The following is a 26,906-nucleotide window of genomic DNA, read 5'->3' as shown; positions in this document are numbered from 1 at the left end:
AGATCGGCCCCGGATCGCCCGGCGGCGTCAATCCCGGAGCGCGTCGATCTCGCGCGCGAGATCCCTTTCGCGGCGGTCGTCCGTGGCGATACGTTCGAGCACGGCGATGCGCTTGCGCAGGTTCTCGACCTCGCTCTCCAGTTCGTGTTCGCGTTCGCTGTGGTCGTCCAGTCGGAAGCCCGGCTTTTCGCCCCTCAGCTTCTGCGCGCGCAGCCACGTGACCGAGGCTATCGCGAAAATGACGACTACGGCAGTCCAGAAACTCATTGCGTCACCTCGTGGCCGATCCCGTTGCGGGCTTCCCGCAGGCCTTCGATCTGGCGCGCTACATCATAACCCTGATCCGTGACAATCCGTTCGACGCTGGCGAGGCGGTCCTTTATCGAGCCGATCTCGGCACGAAGCTGGGCGTTTTCCTGGGTGAGGAGCTGCACCCGCGCCTGCGCCTCGCCGTCGTTCTTGGGATAGATCGCCTTGCCCCAGGAGTTTTCCAGCGGATAGCCGTGGCGCATGCGCAGCCAGTTGTTGAAGATCCATCCGCCCACGCCCAGCGCGGTGGCGGCAACGATCACCGGGGAGAGCACTTCCAGGGTTGCATAGTCGAGAGCCATGTCCGTCAGGTTCCCTTGTTCAGTTCGCGCGCGGCTCGCCGTCGGCGGTGCGCAGGGATTCGATCTGGCGCGCGGTGTCCCATGCGCCGTCGGTGATGATGGTTTCGAGCGCGCGCAGGCGCTGCTCGATCCCGGCATTATGCGTGGCGTGGCGGGCGGCCTGTTCGGCGGCGATCCGGGCGGACTGCCCCGCCGCGATCTCCAGCTTGCGTTCGAGGAAGGCGAGCCGCCGCTTGTAGGCCCCGGCAAGGATCGCGGAGATCGCGATCATGCTGGCCATGACGGCGGCAAGCCCCATGAAGTCCCCGAAGCTCACTGGCGGGTCGCCTTTTCCCCGGCGGTCTTCTCCACATCGCGCTTTTCCACTTCGCGAATGTCGCGCAGCGCCTCGATCTGGAGCGCGGTGTCGTAGCTGCCGTCGGTGATGATCCGTTCGAGCACGCGCACGCGCTCTTCCAGTTCCTTCGAGTGCGAGGCGTATTGCGCGGCCTTCTCGGCGGTTGCCTGGACCTGCAGTTCGGCCATCTTGCGCTGGTGGCGCGTCCAGATCGCAAAGCCGCCGATGATGAACGGTGCCAGCGGGATGAGCGCCCAGATCGAGTCTTCCATAATGGTGTCCCTGTTGCCCGTGCGCCTGTCAGCGCAGGCTGTCGATTTCGGCGGCGAGGCGCGAGTTGCTGCTGGTGTAGTGCGCTTCCATCTCGGCGACGCGGCGGTCGATGTCAGAGAGTTCGCTGCGCAAGTGGCCCGAACGGTTGAGGGCGGAACGGCCGGAGGTGCCGCGCATCAGGTTATGGCCGAAGCCCTGCCGGTTGCGGCGGCGTTCCATGCGGCGCAGCAGGCGCTCTTCCTCGTCCTCGCTGTAGAGGCTCATCGGCCGCTTGTCCGCCAGCACGGCGACCGCGATGTAGATCGGGATCGTCACGAAGGAGACGAAGAAGGTGAGCATCACGGCCGCGATGCGGATCCAGAGCGTGTCGACCCCGGTATAGTCGGCGATACCGGAGCAGACGCCGGCGAGCTTGGCGTTCGACTTGTCGAGATAGAATTGTCCGCGTGACACTGGTTTTCCCTTTCCCCTTGCGGCTGACCCCGGACCTGGCCGGGCCGCCGCCGATGACGCTGGTGAGGCCTGCCGTCCCTTCAGGTCCGGCTGTCCCCGTTTTCCCGGTCATGGCCCTTCGCGGGCGGCATGCACCTGCCGGGATGCCAGGTGCGCCGCTGTTATTCCGATGTCGCCTTGCCGGCGCCCATGGCGCGCTTCATCTCGGCGAGTTCGGCATCGATCCTGTCGCCATCCTCGAGCGCGGCGATTTCATCGGCGAGCGAGGGCTGGCGCTTGTCGGACAGGCTCATCGCCTCGGCTCGGCCTTCGGCATAGTCGACGCGGCGTTCGAGCTGTTCGAAGCGGACCAGCGCCTCGTCCACGCGCTCGCTGGACAGCAGGGTGCGCAGCTTGACGCGATTCTCGGCGCTCTGCAAGCGGGCGGCGATCGAGGACTGGCGGCTGCGGGCCTCGCGCAGGCGGTTCTGGAGCTTCTCGATGTCCTCCTCGTAAGCGCGCAGGGCATCGTCGAGCACGGCGATCTCGGTTCGGAGCTGTTCGGCCATCTCGGCGGCCTTCTTGCGTTCGAGCAGGGCGGCGCGGGCAAGGTCCTCGCGGTCCTTGCTCAGCGCGAGCTGGGCCTTGTCGCCCCAGTCGGCCTGGAGCTTGTCGAGCTTGCCGACGTGGCGGCGCAGTTCCTTCTGGTCGGCGATGGTGCGCGCGCTGCTGGTGCGGACCTCGACGAGGGTTTCCTCCATCTCCAGGATGATGAGGCGGATCATCTTGCCCGGGTCTTCCGCCTTGTCGAGCATGTCGTTGAAGTTGGCGGCGATGATGTCGCGAGTGCGGGAGAAGATGCCCATCCTGGCGGTTCCTTTGATCGAGGCGGCATTGAATGCACGATTGAAACTGGCGGCCCTGTAACCCGGGCCCGAGGAGCCCTGATCGAACCGGTAAGCGCGTCCGGCGCCGAATGCCGGTGCGTCCGGTGCCGGGTTCTGCAGGATTTCGATTTCCGCGTCGAGCCTGCTCACTGCAGCGGAACTCCGCAGATCGGCGCCGCGGCGTGAGCCTTGGTGGCGAACTGGTCGCTCATGACGGCGAGGTTCAGCGTGCCCATGGCGAGCACGGCGGCGATGACCGCCCAGTCAAGCTTGCTGCGTGTCCCGGAACCGGCCTGCTGGAAGCTGGCCTGCTTGCGGTCGGCGATGCTGGCTTCGTGGAAAGGCATGTTTTCAAGTCCTTGCTTCGGGTCGCGTTGAATTTGTCCTTCACATCGCAAGGGGCGTGCCAAATTGCGCAGAGGGCGGATTTCCGCGATTTCAGGGACTTGCGGTGCGCGCCTGCAAAAGATGAATTGCCAATGAATGGGAAATTTCGCTAATATTCGGGAATGGAGCGCGACGTTCAGTTCATCGGCCAGTCCACGGCCTTTCTCGATGCGGTGGAGCGCGCCAGCCGTGCGGCCGCGGTGCGGCGGCCGGTGCTCGTCATCGGCGAGCGCGGCACCGGCAAGGAACTGATCGCCCAGCGCCTCCACCACTTGTCCCCCCGCTGGGGAGAGCCGCTCATCACCATGAACTGCGCGGCCTTGCCGGAAACCCTGATCGAGGCGGAATTGTTCGGGCACGAGGCCGGGGCTTTCACCGGGGCTGTCCGCGCGCGGGCCGGACGGTTCGAGGAGGCCGACCGGGGCACGCTGTTCCTCGATGAGCTGGGCACGCTTTCGATGGCCGCGCAGGAGCGGCTGCTGCGCGCGGTCGAATATGGCGAGATCGCGCGGATCGGCGCCTCGCGGCCGGTGCAGGTCGATGTGCGAGTGGTGGCGGCCACCAATGCCGATCTCCCGCGGATGGCCGAAGAGGGCAGGTTCCGTGCCGACCTGCTGGACCGGCTCAGCTTCGAGGTCATCAACCTGCCGCCGCTCCGGGCGCGGGAAGGGGATGTCTACGAACTTGCCGACTATTACGGGCGGCGCATGGCAAGCGAGCTGGAGTGGGAGGCGTGGCCTGGTTTCACGCCCGGCGCCGTCGCCGTTCTGGAAGCCCATGCCTGGCCGGGAAACGTGCGCGAACTGCGCAATGTCGTGGAGCGTGCGGTCTATCGCTGGGGCAATGAGCATGAACCGATCGCCCGGATCGTGTTCGACCCCTTCGAGAACCCGTGGCGTCTGCCTTCGGCCGAAGCGCGGCCGTCCGCCGCTCCGGTGGCGGATGGGGATGTTGGCAAACCCGTGCTTCCGCCCACGCCTTCGTTTTCGTCCCCGCCTTCGTCTTCGCTTTCGCCCTCGCCCTCATCCGTGCCTTCGGGGGCGGGGTTGCGGGCCAGTGTCGAGGCGTACGAGCGCGGGCTGCTTGTCGAGGCGCTGGAGCGTCATCGCTGGAACCAGCGGCGCGCGGCGAGTGCGATCGGGCTGACTTACGACCAGTTGCGCCATTGCATGAAGAAGCATCGGCTTGCCGAGCCCGCCAGGACGCAGGACTGATCTCGCCCGGGACCGAATCGCACCAGTCCTCGTGCGGCGGCGAAGGTGAATCTGCCAGTTGATATTAAGTCGGATAATTCCCAACTTCACGGCTAATGTAATTTTACCTATAGATAAGTTCAGTATAGTGCGCCGAATGCGCAAATTGAGGGCAAACGTGCACGACGTAGCCGACGCTTCCGAAGCGACAGGGTTGTTGGAAAACTTGACGGCCAAGCAGGTCGAGGTGCTCGATCTGCTGGCGATGCACCGCACGACCAAGGAAATCGCGAGGGAACTGCGCATCGCCCCCAATACCGTGGACCAGCGCATCGCCGCGGTGCGTGACAAGTGGGGCACCGTCAACCGCAAGGATACCGCCCGCCTCTATGCCCGGCTCGTGGAGCTATGTGGCAAATCCACATATGACTTTTCCCGTATCGACGCAGGAGGCGGCGAGGGGGATGACGATGAACAGGATCTGCCGATCGATCCGGTTTTCGTCCTTTCCGATGCCAGGCCCATGGCCCGTCACCCGGACCGGTTCGACACCCGGATGCCAGAGCCGGTGGGACTGGAGGCTTTCGATGCGAAATTCGGAAGGGTGGGGCGCGTAGCGGCGGTTTTCGTACTGGCCTTGATGATGGCGGTGACCCTGGCGGCTACGCTGGCGATCGCCCAGGCTCTGGGAAAACTGCTCTGACACGCTCCGGCTGACCGGCTTTCGGGAAAGCCTTCGTTTTTCCGACAGCCGTTTTCCGACAGTGGGCCCCGAGGCCCGAGGAGCTTGATCGATGACACCCGAAATTGCCAGCCTGCGGATCGCGCGCAGCATCCGGTCGGTTGAGGACGACATGGACGAACTGCTCGCCAAGGCGGGTGAACTTCTCGCCGAAATCGCCCGTGCCCGCGCGGCCACCGATAACGTGGCGCATCTCGGCCAGCGCCCGATGGCGCGCGTCGCCAACATGCAGCGCAGCCTGATCGAGGCGCGCTCCGAACTGGTGCGGGCGCACGGCGACCTCTCGAAACTTGCCGAGACCATGGACATCCCCATCCGCTGCCCTGAAAAGAATATGGTCGACACGGATGAATCGGCCCGGACCGCTGCGATGGCGGCGGCCTGATCGCTGGCGGGGGTGCATTTGGAGAATACGGAACAGCAGGCATTCTTCCTGGTGCTCGTCCTGGCGGTTTCCTTCTCGTTGTGGAGGGGCGGCGGGCCGGAGCGCTGGGGCGCCGGAGTAATCCTGGCGATGGTGCTGTTGCAACTGGGCGGGGAAAGCCTGTTGCCCAGTGGTTTCACCAGTGTGGACCCGCTTTCGTTTCTGACGGATGCGGTGGGGGCGGCCGGCTTCGGCGCCCTTGCCCTTCAGGCGCGGAGAGTCTGGCCGATATGGGCAGCGTCGTTGCAGCTTCTGAGCCTGAGCGCGCATTTCGCGCGGTGGGCGGATATCGGGGTTCCTCCCACGGTCTACGCCGTCATGCGCGGGACTCCGACGTTCCTGGTCTTGCTGGCGATGGCGGTCGGTACGATCCTCCATGCCTCTCGCAAGCGGCGGAATGGCAGCGATCCCTCGTGGCAGGACTGGTCCCGGGTTGCAGCCGGGTCCGTCCGTTATCGCGGCGGTTACTCGAAACCCTGGTGACTCATCTGGGCTGCCTGCGCAGCGAAGTGATGCTGGAACTGCCGTTCGGGGAAGACGGTCGGCTGATCGGGCAGGTGGTCTGCACCGCCGGCGGCGTGGCCGCGATCCGCGCCGCCTGCCGCCCGCTGCTGCGGCGAACGCAGGCCTGCGGGGCGACGGGGCTGCTGCTGGTCCACAACCATCCTTCCGGCGATCCCCGCCCGAGCCGGGCGGACGTGATCGCGACGCGGGGGCTGTCGATGTTGTGCCGGAGCGCGCGAATCGAATTCTACGACCATCTCGTGATCGGCGGGCGCCGCGCGCTCTCGATGCGGCGGGCGGACCTGATGAACCGCGAGGTGGCATGACATAGGCGTTTCCGGCGGGCGGCCCTCCCCCCGCCGGACGCAGGCCGGGCGGGTCCCCCCCCACCCGAAACTCGCCCGGCCTGCACTTTCATGTACTTGCCGTCCCGCTCCCCGGGTGAGGGGCCATGGCGGCTGGGCCGCGTCCGCGAAATCCCGCAAGAGGCGGATTTTTCCGCCGCCGCCGGGGGCGCGCGCAGGGCCAAGACTCTCTCTTGCATTTTTCCGGCGATGGGCTTATCTGCGCCTCATCCCGACATTGGTGAAACAAGGTTCGGGCTGGCGCCGGAAGGGGCCGGCGCGAAACTGCGTGGCACCTGATGTCGCTTCGATCATCGCGAATCTTACCGGAGAACTGGGCTTGGCCGACATTGCACGCATTACCGAAGTCATCGAGCCGGAGGTAAAGGCCCTCGGATTCGATCTCGTGCGCGTGCGAATCTTCGGCAAGAGCGAAGTGGGCGATGACGAGATCGCGCTCCAGATCATGGCCGAGAACCCGGCGACGGGCCAGCTCGTGATCGATGACTGCGTGAAGCTCTCGCACCGCGTCTCGGACCGCATGGACGCGCTCGAGGAAGCCGGTGAAGTCCTGATCAGCGAAGCCTACCGCCTCGAAGTCAGCTCGCCGGGCATCGACCGTCCGCTCACCCGTCCGCAGGACTATGTGAACTGGGCCGGGCACGAAGCCAAGGTCACGCTGACGGCGCCGGTGGAAGGCAATCGCAAGACGCTCCAGGGCGATCTGGTGGGCCTCGAAGGCGAAGTGGTGACGCTGGACGATCGCAAGTCGGGCCGCGTGACCTTTCCGCTCAGTGATATTCATTCCGCAAGGCTTGTCCTCACCGACAGGCTGATCGCAGCAACCCGCCCGCTGGACGACAGCGGGGCCGACGAGATTGTCGAGGAACAGGAAGACTAAGCCATGGCCAGTGCGATTTCCGCCAACCGCGCCGAGCTGCTCGCGATCGCGAACTCCGTCGCTTCGGAAAAGATGATCGACAAGTCGATCGTCATCGAGGCGATGGAAGAAGCCATCCAGAAGTCGGCCCGCAACCGCTACGGTGCGGAAAACGACATTCGCGCGAAGCTCGATCCGCGCACCGGTGACCTGCGTCTCTGGCGCGTCGTCGAAGTGGTCGAGAACGTCGAGGACTACTTCAAGCAGGTCGATCTCAAGCAGGCCGACAAGCTCCAGAAGGGCGCGCAGCTCGGCGACTTCATCGTCGATCCGCTGCCCCCGGTCGATCTCGGCCGCATCGACGCCCAGTCGGCCAAGCAGGTGATCTTCCAGAAGGTCCGCGACGCCGAGCGTGATCGCCAGTACGAGGAATTCAAGGATCGCGCGGGTGAAGTCATCACCGGCGTCATCAAGTCGGTCGAATTCGGCCACGTGATCGTCAATCTCGGCCGCGCCGAGGGCGTCATCCGCCGCGACCAGCAGATCCCCCGCGAAGCCGCCCGCGTCGGCGAGCGCGTCCGCGCGCTGGTCATGCGCGTCGAGCGCCAGAACCGCGGTCCGCAGATCTTCCTTTCCCGCGCGCACCCGGACTTCATGAAGAAGCTCTTCGCGCAGGAAGTGCCCGAAATCTACGACGGCATCATCGAGATCAAGGCCGCTGCCCGCGATCCGGGCTCGCGCGCCAAGATCGGCGTGATCAGCAACGATCACTCGATCGACCCGGTCGGCGCCTGCGTCGGCATGAAGGGCAGCCGCGTGCAGGCCGTCGTGCAGGAACTGCAGGGCGAGAAGATCGACATCATCCCCTGGAGCGAGGATACCGCGACTTTCGTCGTCAACGCGCTCCAGCCCGCGACCGTCAGCCGCGTCGTCATCGACGAGGAAGAAAGCCGCATCGAAGTCGTCGTGCCCGATGACCAGCTTTCGCTGGCAATCGGCCGCCGCGGCCAGAACGTGCGTCTGGCCTCGCAGCTGACCGCTTCGCAGATCGACATCATGACCGAGGCCGAGGCTTCGGAAAAGCGCCAGAAGGAATTCACCGAGCGCTCCAAGATGTTCGAGGAAGAGCTCGACGTCGACGAAACCCTCTCGCAGCTGCTGGTGGCCGAAGGCTTCAGCGAGCTGGAGGAAGTGGGCTACATCGAGCTGAACGAACTGGCCGCGATCGAGGGCTTCGACGAGGAACTCGCCGAGGAACTGCAGAGCCGCGCCCTCGAAGCGCTCGAGCGCCGCGAGGAAGCGAGCCGCGAGGAACGCCGCGCGCTCGGCGTCGAGGACGCACTGGCCGAACTGCCGCACCTCACCGAGGCCATGCTGGTGGTTCTGGGCAAGGCGGGCATCAAGACGCTGGACGACCTGGCCGATCTCGCCACGGACGAGCTCATCGCCAAGAAGCGCTCCGAGCAGCGCCGCCGCGACGGTTCGGTGAACCGCCGCGCGCGTGACGAAGACAAGGGCGGCGTACTCGGCGAGTACGGCCTGAACGAAGAACAGGGTAACGAAATCATCATGGCAGCTCGCGCCCACTGGTTCGAGGACTCGGAAGAGTCCGAACCGCAGACCGAGGAGGCCGCCGATGCGGAATCCTCGCAATGAGCGCGTAAGCTCCGACATTGACGGCGCCGGCCCGGAGAGGAAATGCATTCTCTCCGGTGAGATCGGTGCGCGTGAGGACTTCATCCGTCTGGCGATCTCGCCGGACGGATTGGTCCTTCCCGACATCCACGCGCGTGCCCCCGGGCGCGGCGCGTGGATTGGCGTTTCTCGTTCGGACCTTGAAAAATCGCTCGAGAAGGGCAAATTGAAAGGGGCGATGGCGCGTGCCTACAAAGGCGCGCCGCTGGCCATCCCCGAAGACCTTGCCGATCGGATCGAACAGGCGCTTGTCCGCGCACTGGCCGATCGGCTGGGCCTCGAACTGAAATCGGGCAGGCTGCTCATGGGCTCGGACCGCATCGCGCAGAACGCGCGTGAGGGCCGGGTCGCTTGGCTTGCCCACGCCGCCGATGCGAGCGAAGACGGCTCGCGCAAGCTCGACCAGGCCTGGAGAGTCGGGAGCGAGGCGGAAGGAAGCGGTCTAAAGGGCATACGCTTGCCTCTGGACCGGGAGACGCTGTCTGTGGCATTGGGCCGCGACAACGTCGTTCACCTGGCGCTGAACGATCGCGGAGCGGCTCAACGAGTCGCATCGCTGCTGCAGCGCCTTCTGCATTTCCAGGGGCAGCCCCGCACCGAGACGGACGGGGACGGTATGGATGGTGGCAACGGGCCGGCACGCAGCGCCGCGCCCGAGGCGACGAATTGAGACTGAAGGGCACGACGAGAGATATGAGCGAGACCGACAACAAACCGACCCTGGGCCGCAAGCCATTGGGGCTTAAGCGTTCCGTGGAAGCCGGTGAGGTCAAGCAGACCTTCAGCCATGGCCGGACCAACAAGGTCGTGGTCGAGGTAAAGCGCCGCAAGGTGCTCGGCAAGCCGGGCTCCGAAGGCGCCGTCGAAGCCGCGCCCCAGGCCGCACCCGCACCTCAGGCCGCACCTGCTCCGCAGGCCGCCGCGCCTCAGCCTGCCCCGCAGCGCGCGGCTCCGCCGCCGCCGCCGCGCAAGCCGATTCCCTCGAACGAGACTCCGCAGGAGCGAGTCGCCCGTCTTCAGCGCGAGGCCGAGGAAGCCCGACTCGCCGCGCTCGAGGAAGCGAACCGCCGTGAACACGAAGAAAAGGTTCGTGCTCACGAGGAAGAGAAGCGCCGCGCCGAAGACAATCGCCGTGCCGAAGAAGAAGCCAAGGTTCGCCAGGCAGAGGAACAGGCGGCCCAGTCCGCTGCGCCCGAGCCTGTTGCTCCTGAGCCTGCCGCTGCCCCGGCGCCGGAAGCCCCGGCCGCAGCTGCTGCTCCGGTGGAACCGGCTGTTGCCGCTCCGGTCGCCAAGGCTGCCGAAAGCGCGCCTGCCGAAGTGAAGGCACCGGAAGCCAAGGCTGCCGCTGCTCCGGCCCCGGCCCCGGCGCCGGTCGCAGCGCCCGTGGCCCCGGCCCCGGCGCCGCGTCGTTTCACCCCGGTGAAGCGCCCCGAACCCATCCGCAAGCCGGAACCCGTGGCTCCGGCCGCTGCCAGTGCCGCTTCGGGCAATGCCAATGCCGGCAACGCCGGTTCGGGCAATGCGCCTGCCGCAAACGCTGGTTCGGCGGGTGCCGCCTCGGGCAACACCTCTTCGGGCAACACCTCGGGCGGCAACACCGCCGCGAAGGGCCCGGCCGCAGCCAAGAAGGGCGCTCCGGCTCCCGCTCCGCGCCCCGGCGACCGCGACCGCAAGGGTGGCGATCGCCGCCAGTCGGGCAAGCTCACGGTCAACCGTGCGCTCAACGAGGACGAAGGCGCCCGCGCCCGCTCGCTCGCCGCGCTCAAGCGCGCCCGCGAGAAGGAACGCCGTGCACACTTCGGCGGCTACACGCAGCAGCGTGAAAAGCAGGTCCGCGACGTGGTCGTCCCCGAGGCGATCACCGTGCAGGAACTGGCGAACCGCATGGCCGAAAAGGGCGCCGACCTGGTGAAGGCGATGTTCAAGATGGGCATGATGGTCACCGTCAACCAGACGATCGACCAGGATACCGCCGAACTGCTCGTCACCGAATTCGGCCATAACATCCAGCGCGTGTCCGAAAGCGATGTCGACATCGACACTTCGGCCGACGTCGATGCGGTCGAGACCCTGAAGTCGCGTCCCCCGGTCGTGGCGATCATGGGCCACGTCGACCACGGCAAGACCTCGCTGCTCGATGCGCTGCGCGGTACGGACGTGGTTCGCGGCGAAGCGGGCGGCATCACCCAGCACATGGGCGCCTACCAGATCAAGACCAAGGGCGGCGATCTCGTCACCTTCCTGGACACGCCCGGCCACGCTGCCTTCACCCAGATGCGCATGCGCGGTGCGAACGTCACCGACATCGTCATCCTGGTGGTCGCCGCCGACGACGGCATCATGCCGCAGACGATCGAGGCCATCAATCACACCAAGGCCGCCGGCGTGCCGATGATCGTGGCGATCAACAAGATCGACAAGCACGAAGCCAATGCGCAGCGTGTCCGCGAGCGTCTGCTGGAGCACGAGATCGTCGTCGAGGCGATGTCGGGCGACGTGCAGGACGTCGAGGTTTCGGCCAAGACGGGCGCCGGTCTGGACGAGCTGATCGAGAAGATCCTGCTCCAGGCTGAACTGATGGAGCTCAAGGCCAACCCCGACCGCGAGGCCGAGGCGACCGTGATCGAAGCCAAGCTCGACAAGGGCAAGGGCCCGCTGGCGACCGTGCTGGTCAACCGCGGCACCCTGAAGGTCGGCGACATCCTCGTCGTCGGCACCGAGAGCGGCCGCGTGCGCGCCATGCTCGACGACAAGGGCCGTCAGGTGAAGGCGGCGCCGCCGTCGATGCCGGTCGAAGTGCTGGGTATCGGCGGTGTGCCGATGGCCGGTGACAAGCTGACCGTCGTCGACAGCGAGCAGCGTGCCCGCGAGGTTTCGGCCTACCGTCAGGAACAGGCGACCGCCAAGCGCACCGCCACGGCTCCCGCCAGCATCGACACGATGTTCTCGGCGCTTGCCGCCAAGCAGAGCGTCATCGAGTATCCGGTGGTGGTCAAGGCGGACGTGCAGGGCTCAGTCGAGGCGATCAACGCCGCGCTCCATGCCCTTTCGAACGACGAGATCAAGGTTCGCATCCTGCATTCGGGCGTCGGTGCCATCACCGAAACCGACGTGGCCCTGGCTTCGGCCTCGGGTGCGCCGATCGTGGGCTTCAACGTCCGCCCGAACGCCAAGGCGCGCGAGCAGATCGAGAAGACCAAGACGCCGATGATGTACTACGACATCATCTATGAACTGACCGCCGAAGTCGCCAAGCAGATGGCCGGCATCTGGGGTCCGGAACGCATCGAAACCGTCGTCGGCCGCGCTGAGGTCAAGCAGGTCTTCCCGGCCGGCAAGCGCGACAAGGCAGCAGGTCTGCTCGTTGTCGACGGCTTCATCCGCAAGGGTCTCAGCGCGCGTCTTACCCGCAACGATGTCATCGTTTCGGCGACCACGATCTCCTCGCTGCGCCGCTTCAAGGACGACGTGGACGAAGTGCGCGCCGGTCTGGAATGCGGTGTCGTGCTGGCCGATACGAACGACATCAAGGCGGGCGACCACCTCGAAGTCTTCGAAGTCAGCCACCGCGAGCGTACTGTCGGCTAAGGTCCGCAGGACCAGGCTTGCAGGGCTTCGGCTCCTGAGTATCGGACGGCCACCGTCGGGCATGAAGCCCGGCGGTGGCCGTCGGTCTTTGGGGAGCCGGGCCGCCGCAAGGCGCAGGGCGGAAATGCCGATGCTTCCCTTGCCGAGCTGTTTGAAACGTCGGGATGTGGGTGGATACCGGGGCCGCTCTTCGGCCTGCTGCCCGCATTCCCTGGCCATGATGGTGAACCGATGACCCGCTACTGCGCCTTTTTTGCCTCGCTGATCGTCGGCGGGGATCGCCTGTCGATGGCGGATCTGCGCTATGCCTTCGAGCGCGAGGAACTGGAGAATGCCGAAACGGTGATCTCCAGCGGCAATGTCCTGTTCGAATACGAGGAACGCCCGACCGAGGGGCTGGAGGATCTGCTCTCCTACGTGATGCGTGACCGCTTTGACATGTCGGCCTACACGGCCGTCCGCAATCGCGACGAAATTCGCGCGGCGGTGGAGGAAAATCCCTTCGTGGGAAGTGACGACGCCTTCGTCCATACCGTGCTGCTGGAGCGGCAGCCGACCAAGCAGCAGTTCGGCCGCCTGGTCGGGGATCACGGCAGTATCGGCGCGGAGCGGCTTGCGCTCGGCGATCGCTGCCTGTTCGTGGATTTCGGCGGGCCGATGGGGGAGAGCCCGCTGACGATGGAATTCATCGAGAAGCGGCTCGGCTGCCGGGGCGCGGCGCGCAACGTGCGCACGCTGGCGCGGATCGTGACCAAGATGTGAAAAGGGGCGCCGTGCCTGGTCCGGCACGGCGCCCCGTCATTCGCGATCCGTTACGCGATCAGCGGAACATGCCGCTGGTCACGGCGGCGACGATGCCGCTGGTGATGCCGACCAGCAGCAGGTCATTGCCCGAGCGCACATAGTGGTAGCCGCGCGGCGGCGCCTTCACGTTGCGGTACTTGCGATAGTCGACGACCTGGTAGTTCGAGGCGCGGTTGAGGTCGAACTTCTCGCCCTTGCGGAACTGGTGCGGACCCTTGTTCTGCTGCGGGGCCTTCCTGGCCGGCGCGTGGCTCGACTGCTGCGAATGGGCCTGCGAACGGTCAGGCTCGTGGCTGCCGGGGGCGGCCATGGCCGGCGCCGCCACGGTCGGCGCGAGCAGGGCGGCGGCGAGCAGGGCAGCGGTGAAATTCCTCATTCGGTAGCTCCTCGAAGTATGACTTGCAGGAGCTAAACCACACAAAGCGGCTTTCGAGCCGTAATCAATTGTTGCAAATTGTCGTCGTCAGCCCACATGGGACAAAGCCATGGTACGCCAGCAAGTAACTCCCGAGCAGCACGCCGTCCGCCTCCTGAAGGTGGGCGAACAGGTGCGTCACGTCCTTTCAGAGATTCTCACCCGCCAGCAGGTGCACGACCAGACGCTCAGCACGCATGCGGTGTCCGTTACCGAAGTGCGCATGACGCCCGATCTGCGACATGCGAACGTTTTCGTGAAGCCCCTGCTGGGCGAGGACGAGGAAGCGGTGCTCAAGGCGCTGCGCACGCACACCGCGTTCTTCCAGCGCGAGGTCGCCCAGCGGCTCAAGCTGCGCTACGCGGCGAAGATCCGGTTCCGCGCCGACGAGACCTTCGACGAGGCCAGCCGTATCGATTCGTTGCTGAACGACCCGCGCGTGAAGCGCGATCTGCAGGACAGCGCTGGCGAGGAATGACCTGGCCCGCCTGAGCGCGGGTATCCGTGATCGCCTCAGCCCGCCTCGAAAGTGAGTGCGACCTTGTCCCACCGGCCTTCGGCAAGGTCATGCGGGGCGATCCAGAACTGGTAGAGCCCAAGCTCGCCCCAGTTCCATTCCATCATGTCGTCATGGCCGAGCTGCAGCAGCAGCACGTCGCCGCGATGATCGTCGCGCGCGGCGTGGTGGCGGCTGCCGGGGCCGAAGACCTGGTGCTGGTGCAGGTTGGCGAGGCGGAAGCCCGCGTTGATCCGCGCCAGTTCCGCATCCGGGATCTGCGGCAGCGCTTCCGGCGGTCCCGAAACCATCGCCCGCAGTGAAAGCGCCGCCAGTTCCGCAGGGCTGCGGGGCGCGTGTTGCCGGACCAGTTCCCCGCAGTCCCGGTGGACGTGAGAGAGCACGTCCCGCACCACCGCCAGTTCCTCCGCGCCCAGCGGCGCCCAGGGATCGCGGCCGTCGACGAAGCCGTCCATCGCGGCGATGACCTGCGGGAGGGCTTCGTACTGCGCCCGGATGGACCGAAGCCGCGCATCTTCCCGATCCAGCGCGCGCCGCGCCGCTTCGAGCTGGAGCGGGGTGGTCGAGGGATCGTCTTCCAGCATGTCGAGATCGGCGCGGGCGGCCGCGGTGCGGTCCTCTCGCAATGCGATCAGGCGCGGGGCGCGGTCCATCGCGGCGCGGAACTCCGTGGCCAGATGGATCGCGCCGTGCCACCATATCCAGGTAACCGGCTCTTCCACCGTGAATGGCCCGGTCCGCAGGGGATAGCGGGCGCGCAGGCGATCCAGCATGGCCTGTTCGATCGCCTCGTCGTTTCCGATCTCGCGGTAATCGTTCAGTTCGTCAGGCAGGGTGATGGCGACCGGCTCCACCGGCCAGTATGGAAAGAAGCTGTGGCCGAGACGGGCGGCATCAGTGGGAAGCGCATGGCCGCCTTCGTCATCGGCAGGAGGCAGCTGGGCAGGCGGGGCGGAGAAATCGCCGCTGCCCGGCGGCACCGGGATGACCGCGCCCGGACCGGCGAAGAAGGCAAGCGAACCCTGATGCGGCAGCGGGCTTTCCGGGCATGCCGCGGCGAGTTCCGCCAGATCGATCTGCGCGGCGAAGGGCAGCGGCACGCCGTTCTCGTCTCTCGGCCACGGGGTCTTGCCGAGCCGGGGCAGGCCGCCGAGCCAGCTTCCATCGCCGAACCAGTCGCGCCCGCGCTCGCGCGGCTTGCGGACAAGGACGACGGGGCGCGGCGGAGGAGCGAAGTCTGCGAGTTCGCCGGTGGTTGGCGGCGAGGGCGCGAACCGGCCGTGCGGCCCGGCGATGCGCTGTTCGTCGGTCAGCGGTTCGGGCCGCCAGACCGGACCGGGCGCGGGCTTGCGGCGCGCGAAGCGGGCGGCGAGGAGAACGGCCAGCGACAGCACGAGAGCCAGCGCGAGCGGTGCGATCAGCGCGCCGGTATGGCCAAGGAGCGAAACGAGATCGGCGGCGCGCTGGTCCAGCGGGTCCAGCAATTGCCGCAGCGAGCCGGTGGCATGGGCGGCACGCGGAGCGAGCGCCAGATACCCGGTGGTCAGCCCGGCCAGCGCGAAGATCACGATGACGGCGATCCATCTCTTCATGCCCAACTCCAACCACGGTTGTCGTTCGAGCGGGATTAGATAGCGGCGGAACAATTCATTCAAGCGGGGACAATCGCCGCGTGTGCCGTGCAGGCCGGGAATACGCATGTTATCCCCAGTCGCGATGGCCAAGCTCTATTTCTACTATGCCAGCATGAATGCCGGGAAGTCGGCGACTTTGCTTCAGGCGAATTTCAATTACCACGAACGCGGCATGCGCACGATGCTCTGGACCGCGGGGCTGGACGACCGCAGCGAGGCGCGGGGCGAGGATCACGCGATCGAAAGCCGCATCGGCCTCCATGCCGAAGCGCGCCGTTTCCTGACGGACACCGACCTGGTGGCACACGTGAAGGCGGTCCACGCGGTGGAGCCGCTGTCCTGCGTGCTGGTCGACGAGGCGCAGTTCCTGACGCCCGGGCAGGCCTGGCAATGCGCCCATATCGCCGACCGGCTGAACATCCCGGTGCTGTGCTACGGGCTGCGCACCGATTTCCGGGGCGAACTGTTCCCCGGTTCGGCGGTATTGCTGGGTATCTCCGATGCCCTGATCGAACTGAAAGCCGTGTGCCACTGCGGCCGCAAGGCGACGATGAACTTGCGGGTCGATGCCGCGGGCGGCGCCGTCCACGAAGGCGCGCAGACCGAGATCGGCGGCAACGATCGCTATGTGGCGCTGTGCCGCAAGCATTTCGGCGAAGCGCTCGGGCGGTGACGGGCCCATTGCGGGCGAGCGCCTGCGCACCTAGATCACGGGCATGAACCAGACCCTGCTGCAGGCCGCGGCGCTCGTCATTCCCCTGATCCTTGCCATCGTCTTCCACGAAGTGGCGCATGGCTGGACCGCGCTCGCGCTGGGCGACCCCACCGCGCGGGAGCAGCGGCGGCTGTCGCTCAATCCGCTGCGCCACGTCGATCCTGTGGGCACGGTCATCCTCCCCGGCGCGCTGGCGCTGGGGGGCGCGCCGATCTTCGGATGGGCCAAGCCGGTGCCGGTCAACCGCTGGCGCCTGCGCGATCCGAAGCGGGGGATGATGGTGGTCGCGGCGGCGGGGCCGGTTTCCAATCTCGTGCTGGCGGCGATCGGCGCGGTGCTGCTGGGACTGCTGGTGAGGCTGGCGGGGTCGTCCGAGAGCGATGTGCTTCAGTTCGCCGGGCAGAACCTCAACAACTTCATCATGATCAACGTCTTCCTCGCGCTGTTCAACCTCCTGCCGATCCCGCCGTTCGACGGATCGCACATCGTCGAGGGACTGCTGCCGCGCGGGCTGGCGGAGCCCTATGCACGGCTTCGCCCCTATGGTTTCCCGCTGTTGATCGTGCTCCTGCTCGTCGTTCCCTACTTCTTCCCGCAGTGGGGGCTGGTCGGCCGCCTTGTGGTGCCGCCGGTCATGTGGGCGACGGGGCACTACTACGCCCTCGCGCAGTTCGTGGCAGGATACTGAGCCGCCGTTTCGGCGGACGATCGTTGACAAACCGGCCCGGCGCGACTTGGGGAGAGGGATGAATGCACCCGCCCAGACTCGCCCGGCTCCGCATGGCTGGATCATCCTCGACAAGCCGCTGGGGCTAGGCTCGACGCAGGCCGTCGCCGCCGTGAAGCGCAACTTGCGCGAGGCGGGCTATGGCAAGAAGGTGAAGGTCGGCCACGGCGGCACACTCGATCCGCTGGCTACCGGCGTGCTGCCGGTTGCGCTGGGCGAGGCGACCAAGCTGGCCGGGCGCATGCTCGATGCCAGCAAGAGCTACCTTTTCACCGTGCGCTTCGGTTCGGAAACCGACACGCTCGACCTCGAAGGCAAAGTGATCGCCACAAGCGACGTGCGCCCGGCGCTTGAGCAGGTGGAGGCGGTGCTGCCGCGCTTCACCGGCCCGATCGAACAGGTGCCGCCGATCTATTCCGCCCTGAAGGTCGATGGCGAGCGGGCTTACGACCTTGCGCGTGCCGGGCAGGAGGTCGAGCTGAAGACCCGCGCGGTCACTATCCTCGATTTGCGCCTCGAACGATTCGATCCGGAAGAGGGGGCGACATTGCTCGCCCACGTCTCCAAGGGAACCTATATCCGATCCCTGGCCCGGGACGTCGCGCAAGCTCTTGGAACGCGCGGAACAGTGACCATGCTGCGCCGCGTGAAGGCCGGCCCGTTCGACCTGTCTCACGCGATTTCTCTGGACAAATTGAACGAAATCGGCAAGGGCGCACCGCTTGAACAGATACTCTTGCCACTTGAGGTGGGGCTGGACGACATCCCGGCCATCGACCTCGGTCCGGAGCAGGCAAGGGCGGTCCGACAGGGCCGCGTTCTGACCGGACTGCCCCATGATGACGGGCTCTGCTGGGCGCGAGAAGGGATCATTCCCGTCGCGCTCATGGAGCTTTCGGGCGGCGAAGCCCGCGTTGTCAGGGGGTTCAACCTATCGGATGTCGCGGAGTAAAGTTTATGTCGGTTACCGCTGAAAAGAAGCAGGACATCATTTCGGACAACGCACGCGTCGCTGGCGACACGGGCAGCCCGGAAGTTCAGGTCGCGATCCTCACCGAGCGCATCCGCAACCTGACCGAGCACTTCAAGGCTCACCACAAGGACAACCACTCGCGTCGCGGTCTGCTGGCCATGGTCAACAAGCGCCGCTCGCTGCTCGACTACCTGAAGAAGAAGGACGTCGCGCGGTACAACGCCCTGATCCAGAAGCTGGGTCTGCGTAAGTAAGACTAACGGGAGGCGGCCCCTAGCGGGCCGCTTCTTGCATCAGGGGTCGGTCCGCAATTCGGCGGCAGACCCAGGGGCCCCACAGCGGCTCCATACCGGACCGGGACGGCATACCCGGCAGTAAACCCCGCCGTGCAATAGGGCCGGTGGGCTGAGGAAAACCTCTTATGTTCGACGTCAAAACCGTAAGCATGGAGTGGGGCGGCAAGACGCTCACTCTGGAAACCGGCCGCGTTGCCCGTCAGGCTGACGGCGCGGTCCTCGCCACCTATGGCGAAACGGTCGTGCTCTGCGCGGTTACCGCCGCCAAGTCGGTGAAGGAAGGCCAGGACTTCTTCCCGCTGACCGTGCACTACCAGGAAAAGTTTTCGTCCGCAGGACGCATCCCGGGTGGCTTCTTCAAGCGCGAACGCGGCGCCACCGAAAAGGAAACGCTGACCAGCCGCCTGATCGACCGTCCGGTCCGTCCGCTGTTCCCCGAAGGTTTCTACAACGAAATCAACGTCATCTGCCAGGTCCTGAGCTATGACGGCGAAACCGAGGCCGACATCGTTGCGATGATCGCCGCTTCGGCCGCTCTCACCATCTCGGGCGTGCCCTTCATGGGCCCGATCGGCGCCTGCCGCGTCGGCTTCGTCGACGGCGAATACACGCTGAACCCGAAGCAGACCGCCGCGCTGGCCGATGGCCGCCTCGATCTCGTCGTCGCCGCTACCGGCAACGCCGTGATGATGGTGGAATCGGAAGCCAAGGAACTGACCGAGGAAGAGATGCTCGGCGCCGTCATGTTCGCGCATGACGAATGCCGCAAGGTCGTGAACCTTGTCATCGACCTCGCCGAGCAGGCCGCCAAGGACCCCTGGGAAATCGACCTGTCGGACAATACCGCCGACATCAAGGCGAAGCTCAAGAAGGCCGTCGGCAAGGACGTTACCGCCGCCTACAAGCTGACCGACAAGTCGGCCCGCGCCAATGCGCTGAACGCCGCCCGTGCCAAGGCCAAGGAAGCCTTCTCGGACGAAACGCCGCAGACGCAGATGGTCGCCATCAAGACCATGAAGAAGCTGGAAGCGGAAATCGTTCGCGGCGCCATCCTCAAGGACGGCAAGCGTATCGACGGCCGCAAGCTCGACCAGGTCCGCCCCATCGAATCGATGGTCGGCTTCCTGCCGCGCACCCACGGTTCGGCGCTGTTCACCCGCGGTGAAACGCAGGCGATCTGCACCACCACGCTGGGCACCAAGGACGCCGAGCAGATGATCGACGGCCTCGAAGGCCTGTCGTACTCGTCGTTCATGCTGCACTACAACTTCCCGCCCTACTCGGTCGGCGAAGTGGGTCGCTTCGGCGCTCCGGGCCGCCGCGAAATCGGCCACGGCAAGCTGGCATGGCGCGCGCTGCACCCGGTGCTGCCCGCCAAGGAAGACTTCCCCTACACGATCCGCATCCTGTCGGACATCACCGAGTCGAACGGCTCGTCCTCGATGGCGACGATCTGCGGCGGCTGCCTTTCCATGATGGACGCGGGCGTTCCCGTGATCCGTCCGGTTTCGGGCATCGCCATGGGCCTGATCCTGGAAGGCGAAGACTTCGCCGTCCTCTCGGACATCCTGGGCGACGAGGATCACCTCGGCGACATGGACTTCAAGGTGGCTGGCACCGAACTCGGCATCACCACGATGCAGATGGACATCAAGATCGCCGGCATCACCAAGGAAATCATGGGCAAGGCGCTCGAGCAGGCGAAGGCCGGCCGCGCGCACATCCTGGGTGAAATGACCAAGGCCCTCGGTTCCTCGCGTACCGAACTGTCGGCTCACGCCCCGCGCATCGAGACGATCCAGATCGACAAGTCGAAGATCCGTGACGTCATCGGCACCGGCGGCAAGGTCATCCGCGAGATCGTCGCCGAAACCGGCGCCAAGGTCGACATCGACGATGAAGGCGTGATCAAGATCTCGTCGTCCGACATCGCCCAGATCGAAGCCGCCAAGAAGTGGATTCTCGGCATCGTCGAGGAAGCGGAAGTCGGCAAGATCTACAACGGCAAGGTCGTCAACATCGTCGACTTCGGCGCTTTCGTGAACTTCATGGGTGGCAAGGACGGTCTCGTCCACGTCTCCGAAATGAAGAACGAGCGTGTCGAAAAGCCGACCGACGTCGTGAAGGAAGGCCAGGAAGTCAAGGTCAAGGTCCTCGAGATCGATCCGCGCGGCAAGGTTCGCCTGTCGATGCGCGTCGTCGACCAGGAAACCGGTGCCGAGCTGGAAGACACCCGTCCGGCCCGCGAACCGCGCGAACCGCGCGGCGATCGTGGTCCCCGCGACGATCGCGGCGGTGACCGTCGTGGTCCGCGCCGTGACGGCGGCCGTGGCGGCAACGATCGTGGCCCGCGCGGCGATCGCGGTCCCCGTGGTCCGCGTGATGGCGGCAACGGCGGCGGCGATCCCGACCACCTGCCGGCGTTCCTCAAGGAGGACTGATCGCGGCGCGATCGGCCTTTCAGGACCCGAAAAGACGAAGGGGCCGCAGCGATGCGGCCCCTTTTTCGTGTCCGGGACAGGACAGGACCGGGCGGCGGCTTTCAGGTGGTGGCTATCAGGTAGATGGCGGCGATCAGGCCGAGGCGGTCAGGCGCAGGGCGCTCTTGTCCTCGGCCTTGCCGCGGCGGGAGGCGATGACGACGCGGTTCTTGCCGGCCTGCTTGGCGGCGTAGAGCGCATTGTCGGCCATGGGTACGAGGTCGGCGGCGCCGGTTGCCGTTTCGGGCACGGCGGCCACACCGAAAGAGGCGCTGATCTGCGCGGCATGGATCTCGGAAAGGCCCTCGATCCGCTTGCGCAGGATTTCGGCCTTGGCGGCGGCATTGTCGATGCTGCACTTGGGCATGATCACCAGCAGTTCCTCGCCGCCGTAGCGGGCCACCACGTCGGACGGCCGCAGCGTTCCCACCAGTTGTCCGGCAACGTCGCGCAGAACCGCATCGCCCTTGGCGTGGCCGTAATCGTCGTTCAGGCGCTTGAAGTTGTCGAGGTCGATCATCAGCACCGAGGTTGCCGTGCCGGTGCGCTGGGCAAGGCTGATGTAGCGTTCGAGCGCGTCTTCCATGTAGCGGCGGTTGTAGAGCCCCGTCAGCGGATCGCGCAGGGACTGCGTGCGCAGCTTTTCGCGCAAGGTGATGTTGGACAGCGCGAGCGACATCGAATCCGCCAGCGCGCGTGCCACGCGGAGCAGGTCCGTCAGCCGTTCGAGCGCGTCCGGCGCCTCGCTGGCGAACACCAGCAGCCCGAATACCTGCCCCCGCGCCATCATCGGCACTTCGATGGTGGAACTGCCGCCGATCGGATGGAGGCAGCACAGCGTGCCGCTGCGCGCGTCGTTGATATGGGGCTTGCCACGCTTGAGTGCCCAGCAATTGTCAGGGAACAGCGTGCAGGGCGGCTCGAAATCCTCGCTCCGGCTCCATGACTTGGCCAGGTCCAGCCGGTCTCGGGAATTGTTGAAGACGTAAAGCGCGCCGCTGAAGCCCGGCAGCAGGCGTTCCGCGCTTGCCCGCAGGACGGCGCCGGCATCTTCGTGGTTTTCCGCCGCCTGTAGCATGTCGGTCATCGCGAAGAGTTCCTCAAGCTGGCGCCGGGCCTCTCCGGCTTCGTCGATCAGCTTGAGGTGGGAATCGAGTTCGGCCACCGCGCGGCGTCCGTAGCGGATGCCGACGGCAAGAGTGGCAATCGCGCCGATCGCCGCAACGGCGGCGAAGCCATGCGACACCGCGCGCTCGGTGAAGATGCTGGCCACGGCACCGGCCGCGCTTGCCGCCTGAACGAGATGAACCGAGGCGCGGCGAGCGCTGGTCAGTTTTCTGTTCGGCGAAAGTATACTTTCAATCGGCACCATGGCCCGCGCCCCCTGTGACGGGATGAAAGAGTACCGCCTGCGTACTAACAAACGATAACGGGTAGGGTTACGACGGGGTAAACACGCCGCTTATTCAACAATATATCACGGAATCTGCTTGTTAAATTTGCGCAATCGCATCGATAGCGCCGCCGCGTCGACAAATTCATCGCCGGGGCATTCGTGCGCTCGCCCGGCCTCGTGGTCTCCGCGCGGCGCGGCGAGACCCGGGCCGGACATGTCGCGGAAAATGCGGCGTGGTAAAATGAGAATGCGATTGACTCGCAATATCGATGAAATCTATGCCCCCGCGCGAAGGAACAGGGGGTTTCATGTTCAGGTTTTCCGCATTGCTTTCGAGCGTCGCCATGGCTGCGCTCGCCGTTCCCGCCCACGCGCAGGGCGCTCCGGTCGACGAGGTTTCCGGGCCTGACGACATCATCGTCACCGGCGAGAAGAGCGCCCGCACGCTTCAGGAGACGCCGACCAGCATCGCCGTCACCACATCCGAGAAGATCGAGCGGGAAAACCTGATCACCATTCAGGACGTCTACAACCGCACCGCGAACCTTTCCGAGACCTATGGCTCGTCGGGCTTCACCATTCGCGGCGTCAGCAATACCGGCGTGGGCGCCGGCGGTCAGGCCGATGCGGCGAGCGTCTACGTCGATGGCGCGCCGATCCCCAAGTGGGCGCTCTATGGTGGCCCGACCGACATGTGGGACGTGCAGCAGGTCGAAGTCCTGCGGGGGCCGCAGTCCACCATCCAGGGGCTCAATGCGCTGGCGGGCGGTATCGTCATCACCAGCAAGAACCCTGCTCTCGACCGTTGGAGCGGCGATGCGCGCGTGCTCTGGACCGAGCATGACGATCGCACTTTCTCCGCCGCGATCGGCGGTCCGATCATCAGGGACGAACTGGGCGTGCGCCTTTCGGCCGAGCGGCGGGCGGATCGCGGGCTGGTGCGCAACGTCACGCGCGGCGGTTATGACGACGCGCTGAAATCGCTGAACCTGCGCGGCAAGGTCATGTGGACGCCGAGCGCGATTCCCGGTCTCGAAGCGGTGGCCAGCTATAACCGCGTGCGGCGCGACGGCGGCTATCTCTACGAATATTCGCGGACCGACGTGCCGGACTACTTCGATCACCGCATCTCGACCGGCGATCAGCCCAGCCGCGGCAAGATCGACAGCGATCTGGCGGTGCTGAACCTCAGCTATCCGCTGGCAGGCGGGCTCAAGCTGTCGAGCGTGACTTCGTGGAACCGTTCCAAGGTCCACTCGGTGATCGACACCGACGGTACGCCGGAAGATATCCAGGCGATCGACAACCGCTACCTTTACAGGACGCTGACGCAGGAACTGCGCCTCAATTACGAGGACGAACGGCTGAGCGGGCTGCTGGGCGCGTGGTACTATCGCCGCACCGGCGCGATCGACCAGAACAGCCGCGTCAACATCGCCACGCCGACCGCGACGATCGCGGGGCTGCTTCAAGCCAACGGTTTCAACGCGGCAACCGCGCAGTCCATCGCTACGGCTTATGCGGCCCAGCTTCCGGTCATCCCGGTTGCCTATAGCGCCGAGCAGCCCGAGAAGGTCGAGACGATGGCCCTGTTCGGCGATGCCCGCTTCAAGCTGACCGACCGGCTGACGCTGATCGGAGGCTTCCGCTTCGATCACGAGCGCAACCGTTACGCGGCGGAGACCGTGGCCGCCTTCAACGGCACCCTGCCGGACGTGAACTTCATGGGCACGGCCTATGCGCCGGTCATCTCGGTCATCAACCAGGGCGTGCTCGGCCTCGTTTCCGATGCTTCCTCGCCGCTGGCCTCCAACAGCCGCACGTTCAACGCTTTCCTGCCCAAGGCCGGGATCAGCATGGACTGGACGCCCGACCTCACCACCGCATTCACAGTGCAGCGGGCCTACCGCTCGGGCGGGTCGAGCCAGAACCCGGCGCGCGCCGAACTGGTGCCCTACGATCCCGAATTCAGCTGGAACTACGAAGGCTCGCTGCGCTCCAAGTGGCTGGGCGGCCGCCTGACGCTCAACGCCAACCTCTTCTACATGGAGTGGAAGGACCAGCAGGTCACCGCCTACTTCGGGCTGAACGCCTATGACTACAACACCGTCAACGCAGCGGGATCGCACCTCTACGGGTTCGAGGTGGAGGCGAACGCCGCCGTGGCGACGGGTATCGATCTCTATGCCTCGGTCGGGCACGTTCGCACCCGGTTCGACGATTTCACCCTGCCGACGGGCGCCACCAGCACGGTCGATCTCCAGGGCACGCAGTTCCCCTATGCCCCGCGATGGACGCTTTCGGGCGGCGCGAACGCGCAGTTCGGCGGCGGGTTCACCGCGAACGTCAACGCCAATTACCGCACCTCGGTCTATACCGGGGTCGGGCAGGACCAGGCGCAGTACAAGGTTTCGGCCCGTACCGTGGTGAACGGCAAGCTCGGCTACGAGACCGGGAACTGGTCGCTCTTCGTCTTCGCCCGCAACATCTTCAACGAGAAGTACAAGCAGTACGAATATGCGGCGATCCACCAGGCGATCCTGGGTGAGCCGCAGACCTTCGGCCTGGGCGCCGGGGTCCACTGGTGATCTGGCCGGCAAGCCTCCTGCTGATGGCGGGGGGCGCGTCCGGCGCCTTCCTGCTGCGGCGCTCGTGGCTGCGGCGTGACGGTTCGGCGCTCGGCCTGGTGGCCGGGGGCTGGTTCGTCCTGCTCGGCTTCCTGCTGGCGGCGGCATTCGCGATCGGCCCGGTGAAGGGAACCGCGCTGGCGCTCGTCATGGAAGGCATCGGGGCGCTCGTCGTGATCTGGCTGGGCCGGGTCCGGCGCAAGGCCGCGCGCCTGCGCGAGGCGGACACCGCGCCCGAACCGCTGGAGGAACCGGGCCGCTTCTGGCGCGGCGCCCTGCGCACGCTGCTGGCCGGGCCGCTCGGCATGACCGCGGCGATGGCGGTGGCCTTCTGCGTGACCGTCTACCTGCCGGGTGACCCGCGGACCCGGATCGTTCTGGGCGGGCTGCTGATGCCGGTGCTCTGGGGCCTTGCCATGACCTGGACCCTCGCGGACCGCCGCATCCTGCGCGCCGCGGCGGTGCTGGTGGGCACCAGCGTGATCGGCTTCGGCCTTGCCCATCTGGGAGCCTCGTGATGAGCAATACCCGCAAGAAACAGTGGCGCTGGCCGATCTCGCCCGAGACGGTGCGTTCGGTGCTCAGCAGCCATTCGATCCTCGGCCTCGCCTTTGCGGCGGTGATCTATCTCGTCTGCGTGACCGGGACCGTGGCCGTCCTTGCGCCGGATCTCGAACGCTGGGAAGTTCCCGCCACGCCGGTGGCGCGGAGCCTGAGCGATCGGGCTGCCGCACGCGCCATCGCCGAGGGCGCGAAGGAGACGCCCGCCGACGCCGCGTTGTACCTGACCCTGCCGAGCGCCGCCAGCGAGGGGGGCACGCTGGTCGCCTATAGCCCGACGTTCGAGCGCAAGTGGGCGGTGGCGCAGGACGGTTCGCTTTCGCGGCTCGAAGCGGTCTGGACCGAGTTCCTGATCCACCTTCACGTCAACCTGCACCTGCCGCGAAGCTGGGGCGAGTTCATCGTCGGGCTGACCGGCGTGGCGCTGCTGTCCTCGCTGGTTTCGGGGATTCTCGCCCATCCGCGCGTCCTGCGCGATGCCTTCCACTTGCGCCTCGGCGGTTCGCGGCGGCTGCAGGAGGCGGATCTGCACAACCGGCTCGGGATCTGGGCGCTGCCCTTCCACTTCACCCTGGCACTGACCGGGGCGCTGCTGGGCCTCAGCACCATCATCGTCGCGGTGCTGGCCCTGCTGCTCTACCCGCAAGGCGGGATGAAGAAGGTCTACGAACTGTTCCTCGATGCGCCGCCCCCCGTCGATACGCGCGCCGTTCCGCTGCCGGATATCGCTGCCCTCATGGCCGAGGCGCGCGCGCATTCGCCCGAGGCCCGGCCGCAGAGCGTCGTGGTTGAACGGCCCGGCCGCGCCGACATGCGCATTGCGGTTCACGGCGGACGGGACCGGCTTCTGGTCCAGCAGGACGAGACCCGCTTCGATGCCGCCGGCAAGGCCATCGCGCAGGAGCATCCCGAAGACATCGCCACCGGAACCCGCATCCTTGGCGGTATCGGCCAGTTGCACTTCGGCTGGTACGGCGGACTGCCGGTGCGGATCGCCTATGCCTTGCTGGGCGCGGCGCTTTGCGTGGTGACGTCGAGCGGGGTGACGATCTGGCTCGCCCGTCGCCGCGACCGGGGCCGTCCCGCGCCGCAGTGGGAGCGGATCTGGGCCGCCGTCTGCTGGGGGCAGCCCGCGATCCTCGCCATGACCGCGCTGCTGGCGAGATTCGCGCCCGAAGCGCCACTTCCGCAGGCATGGCTGGGGCTCACCGTCCTGTCGATAGTGGCCTCGGCGCTGGCAAGGTCGGTTTCCGGACCCCGGCTCGCACGGGGCTGGCGCTGGGCCTTGGCGGGGTTGCTGGCGATGCTGGCCCTGATCCACGGCGCGGCGGCCTTGCCCGGCGGCGGATCGCTGCTGATCGATGTCCTGCTGCTGGCGGGCGGAGCGGGCCTGCTGGCCTCGCTCCTGCGCGGCCGCGCGGCCTAGGCACCTCGCCCCCCGGGACGCCCCTCGGGAACAGTTGA

The 26,906-nt window shown here is 66.3% G+C and carries 29 protein-coding genes; 19 read left to right on the top strand and 10 right to left on the bottom strand.

Features of this window, described 5'->3' with window-relative positions; all coding sequences use genetic code 11:
• Nucleotides 1–27 precede the first annotated feature (27 nt).
• The 7 genes from ACLIMP_RS00660 to ACLIMP_RS00630 form a co-directional block, all read right to left on the bottom strand.
• On the bottom strand, nucleotides 28–267 hold the full coding sequence (locus ACLIMP_RS00660) for a hypothetical protein (RefSeq protein WP_185998657.1): 240 nt from the start codon (nucleotides 265–267) through the stop codon (nucleotides 28–30).
• The gene (locus ACLIMP_RS00655) at nucleotides 264–611 is read right to left on the bottom strand and encodes a hypothetical protein (protein ID WP_054434782.1); all 348 of its coding nucleotides are present in this window, start codon (nucleotides 609–611) and stop codon (nucleotides 264–266) included. The genes ACLIMP_RS00660 and ACLIMP_RS00655 overlap by 4 nt, the downstream gene beginning before the upstream one ends.
• 19 nt (nucleotides 612–630) lie before the next feature.
• On the bottom strand, nucleotides 631–927 hold the full coding sequence (locus tag ACLIMP_RS00650) for a hypothetical protein (RefSeq protein WP_324696866.1): 297 nt from the start codon (nucleotides 925–927) through the stop codon (nucleotides 631–633).
• On the bottom strand, nucleotides 924–1,220 hold the full coding sequence (locus ACLIMP_RS00645; RefSeq protein WP_054434760.1) for a hypothetical protein: 297 nt from the start codon (nucleotides 1,218–1,220) through the stop codon (nucleotides 924–926). The genes ACLIMP_RS00650 and ACLIMP_RS00645 overlap by 4 nt, the downstream gene beginning before the upstream one ends.
• Nucleotides 1,221–1,248: 28 nt before the next feature.
• The gene (locus tag ACLIMP_RS00640) at nucleotides 1,249–1,674 is read right to left on the bottom strand and encodes a PspC domain-containing protein (protein WP_054434762.1); all 426 of its coding nucleotides are present in this window, start codon (nucleotides 1,672–1,674) and stop codon (nucleotides 1,249–1,251) included.
• 161 nt (nucleotides 1,675–1,835) lie between these two features.
• Nucleotides 1,836–2,690, bottom strand: coding sequence for a phage shock protein PspA (gene pspA, locus ACLIMP_RS00635; protein ID WP_054434764.1), 855 nt, complete (start codon nucleotides 2,688–2,690; stop codon nucleotides 1,836–1,838).
• On the bottom strand, nucleotides 2,687–2,887 hold the full coding sequence (locus ACLIMP_RS00630; protein WP_054434766.1) for a hypothetical protein: 201 nt from the start codon (nucleotides 2,885–2,887) through the stop codon (nucleotides 2,687–2,689). The genes pspA and ACLIMP_RS00630 overlap by 4 nt, the downstream gene beginning before the upstream one ends.
• A gap of 162 nt (nucleotides 2,888–3,049) precedes the next feature.
• On the opposite strand from ACLIMP_RS00630, the gene pspF reads away from it, so the two are divergent.
• The 10 genes from pspF to ACLIMP_RS00580 all read left to right on the top strand — a co-directional run bounded on the left by pspF (nucleotide 3,050) and on the right by ACLIMP_RS00580 (nucleotide 13,059).
• Nucleotides 3,050–4,141 (top strand): phage shock protein operon transcriptional activator, encoded by a 1,092-nt coding sequence (gene pspF, locus ACLIMP_RS00625; RefSeq protein WP_443477989.1) that lies wholly within the window; start codon nucleotides 3,050–3,052, stop codon nucleotides 4,139–4,141.
• Between the two features lie 205 nt (nucleotides 4,142–4,346).
• Nucleotides 4,347–4,823, top strand: coding sequence for a LuxR C-terminal-related transcriptional regulator (locus ACLIMP_RS00620; RefSeq protein ID WP_443477988.1), 477 nt, complete (start codon nucleotides 4,347–4,349; stop codon nucleotides 4,821–4,823).
• 91 nt (nucleotides 4,824–4,914) lie between these two features.
• Nucleotides 4,915–5,247, top strand: a complete 333-nt coding sequence (locus ACLIMP_RS00615; protein ID WP_443477987.1) for a hypothetical protein — start codon at nucleotides 4,915–4,917, stop codon at nucleotides 5,245–5,247.
• A gap of 18 nt (nucleotides 5,248–5,265) precedes the next feature.
• The gene (locus ACLIMP_RS00610) at nucleotides 5,266–5,769 is read left to right on the top strand and encodes a hypothetical protein (RefSeq protein WP_132469148.1); all 504 of its coding nucleotides are present in this window, start codon (nucleotides 5,266–5,268) and stop codon (nucleotides 5,767–5,769) included.
• On the top strand, nucleotides 5,766–6,116 hold the full coding sequence (locus ACLIMP_RS00605; protein ID WP_243692637.1) for a JAB domain-containing protein: 351 nt from the start codon (nucleotides 5,766–5,768) through the stop codon (nucleotides 6,114–6,116). The genes ACLIMP_RS00610 and ACLIMP_RS00605 overlap by 4 nt, the downstream gene beginning before the upstream one ends.
• Before the next feature lie 358 nt (nucleotides 6,117–6,474).
• Nucleotides 6,475–7,035, top strand: coding sequence for a ribosome maturation protein RimP (gene rimP / locus ACLIMP_RS00600; RefSeq protein ID WP_054438005.1), 561 nt, complete (start codon nucleotides 6,475–6,477; stop codon nucleotides 7,033–7,035).
• 3 nt (nucleotides 7,036–7,038) lie between these two features.
• Nucleotides 7,039–8,670: a transcription termination factor NusA gene (gene nusA / locus ACLIMP_RS00595; protein ID WP_132469146.1), complete on the top strand. Its 1,632-nt coding sequence runs from the start codon at nucleotides 7,039–7,041 to the stop codon at nucleotides 8,668–8,670.
• Nucleotides 8,651–9,379 (top strand): DUF448 domain-containing protein, encoded by a 729-nt coding sequence (locus ACLIMP_RS00590; RefSeq protein ID WP_132469145.1) that lies wholly within the window; start codon nucleotides 8,651–8,653, stop codon nucleotides 9,377–9,379. The genes nusA and ACLIMP_RS00590 overlap by 20 nt, the downstream gene beginning before the upstream one ends.
• A gap of 23 nt (nucleotides 9,380–9,402) precedes the next feature.
• The gene (gene infB, locus ACLIMP_RS00585; RefSeq protein WP_443477986.1) at nucleotides 9,403–12,297 is read left to right on the top strand and encodes a translation initiation factor IF-2; all 2,895 of its coding nucleotides are present in this window, start codon (nucleotides 9,403–9,405) and stop codon (nucleotides 12,295–12,297) included.
• Between the two features lie 231 nt (nucleotides 12,298–12,528).
• On the top strand, nucleotides 12,529–13,059 hold the full coding sequence (locus ACLIMP_RS00580; RefSeq protein ID WP_324696852.1) for a DUF1697 domain-containing protein: 531 nt from the start codon (nucleotides 12,529–12,531) through the stop codon (nucleotides 13,057–13,059).
• Nucleotides 13,060–13,117: 58 nt separating this feature from the next.
• Here ACLIMP_RS00580 and ACLIMP_RS00575 read toward each other — a convergent pair whose 3' ends face one another.
• Entirely contained in the window at nucleotides 13,118–13,477 is a 360-nt protein-coding gene (locus ACLIMP_RS00575) for an RcnB family protein (protein ID WP_324696850.1), read from the bottom strand.
• 109 nt (nucleotides 13,478–13,586) lie between these two features.
• Here ACLIMP_RS00575 and rbfA point away from each other — a divergent pair, with 109 nt between their 5' ends.
• On the top strand, nucleotides 13,587–13,994 hold the full coding sequence (gene rbfA / locus ACLIMP_RS00570; RefSeq protein ID WP_054437981.1) for a 30S ribosome-binding factor RbfA: 408 nt from the start codon (nucleotides 13,587–13,589) through the stop codon (nucleotides 13,992–13,994).
• Nucleotides 13,995–14,029: 35 nt separating this feature from the next.
• Here rbfA and ACLIMP_RS00565 read toward each other — a convergent pair whose 3' ends face one another.
• On the bottom strand, nucleotides 14,030–15,625 hold the full coding sequence (locus ACLIMP_RS00565; RefSeq protein ID WP_443477985.1) for a DUF1963 domain-containing protein: 1,596 nt from the start codon (nucleotides 15,623–15,625) through the stop codon (nucleotides 14,030–14,032).
• A 124-nt stretch (nucleotides 15,626–15,749) separates the two neighbouring features.
• On the opposite strand from ACLIMP_RS00565, the gene ACLIMP_RS00560 reads away from it, so the two are divergent.
• From ACLIMP_RS00560 to pnp, 5 genes are all read left to right on the top strand, one after another.
• Nucleotides 15,750–16,340 (top strand): thymidine kinase, encoded by a 591-nt coding sequence (locus ACLIMP_RS00560; protein WP_054437978.1) that lies wholly within the window; start codon nucleotides 15,750–15,752, stop codon nucleotides 16,338–16,340.
• A 43-nt stretch (nucleotides 16,341–16,383) separates the two neighbouring features.
• Nucleotides 16,384–17,070: a site-2 protease family protein gene (locus tag ACLIMP_RS00555; RefSeq protein ID WP_185998664.1), complete on the top strand. Its 687-nt coding sequence runs from the start codon at nucleotides 16,384–16,386 to the stop codon at nucleotides 17,068–17,070.
• Nucleotides 17,071–17,128: 58 nt separating this feature from the next.
• Nucleotides 17,129–18,061 carry a tRNA pseudouridine(55) synthase TruB gene (truB, locus tag ACLIMP_RS00550; RefSeq protein WP_324696843.1) on the top strand — a complete coding sequence of 311 codons (933 nt, stop codon included), beginning with the start codon at nucleotides 17,129–17,131 and terminating at the stop codon, nucleotides 18,059–18,061.
• A gap of 5 nt (nucleotides 18,062–18,066) precedes the next feature.
• Nucleotides 18,067–18,336: a 30S ribosomal protein S15 gene (gene rpsO, locus ACLIMP_RS00545; RefSeq protein WP_021232261.1), complete on the top strand. Its 270-nt coding sequence runs from the start codon at nucleotides 18,067–18,069 to the stop codon at nucleotides 18,334–18,336.
• A gap of 167 nt (nucleotides 18,337–18,503) precedes the next feature.
• Nucleotides 18,504–20,819, top strand: coding sequence for a polyribonucleotide nucleotidyltransferase (pnp, locus tag ACLIMP_RS00540; protein WP_054437972.1), 2,316 nt, complete (start codon nucleotides 18,504–18,506; stop codon nucleotides 20,817–20,819).
• 133 nt (nucleotides 20,820–20,952) lie between these two features.
• Here pnp and ACLIMP_RS00535 read toward each other — a convergent pair whose 3' ends face one another.
• Nucleotides 20,953–22,230 carry a sensor domain-containing diguanylate cyclase gene (locus ACLIMP_RS00535; RefSeq protein ID WP_324696839.1) on the bottom strand — a complete coding sequence of 426 codons (1,278 nt, stop codon included), beginning with the start codon at nucleotides 22,228–22,230 and terminating at the stop codon, nucleotides 20,953–20,955.
• A gap of 332 nt (nucleotides 22,231–22,562) precedes the next feature.
• On the opposite strand from ACLIMP_RS00535, the gene ACLIMP_RS00530 reads away from it, so the two are divergent.
• The 3 genes from ACLIMP_RS00530 to ACLIMP_RS00520 are packed head-to-tail and all read left to right on the top strand — an operon-like array spanning nucleotide 22,563 to nucleotide 26,868.
• On the top strand, nucleotides 22,563–24,842 hold the full coding sequence (locus ACLIMP_RS00530) for a TonB-dependent receptor (RefSeq protein WP_324696837.1): 2,280 nt from the start codon (nucleotides 22,563–22,565) through the stop codon (nucleotides 24,840–24,842).
• Nucleotides 24,839–25,399 (top strand): hypothetical protein, encoded by a 561-nt coding sequence (locus ACLIMP_RS00525; RefSeq protein WP_420719847.1) that lies wholly within the window; start codon nucleotides 24,839–24,841, stop codon nucleotides 25,397–25,399. The genes ACLIMP_RS00530 and ACLIMP_RS00525 overlap by 4 nt, the downstream gene beginning before the upstream one ends.
• Complete coding sequence (locus tag ACLIMP_RS00520) at nucleotides 25,399–26,868, top strand: PepSY-associated TM helix domain-containing protein (protein ID WP_324696835.1); 1,470 nt, start codon at nucleotides 25,399–25,401, stop codon at nucleotides 26,866–26,868. Before ACLIMP_RS00525 ends, ACLIMP_RS00520 begins: the two co-directional genes overlap by 1 nt.
• Nucleotides 26,869–26,906: the final 38 nt, after the last annotated feature.

The organism is Novosphingobium aeonii (assembly GCF_052279045.1).
Classification (GTDB): domain Bacteria; phylum Pseudomonadota; class Alphaproteobacteria; order Sphingomonadales; family Sphingomonadaceae; genus Novosphingobium.
Note: the sequence above shows the minus strand (reverse complement) of the source record. Positions and strands in the feature narration are given on the sequence as shown.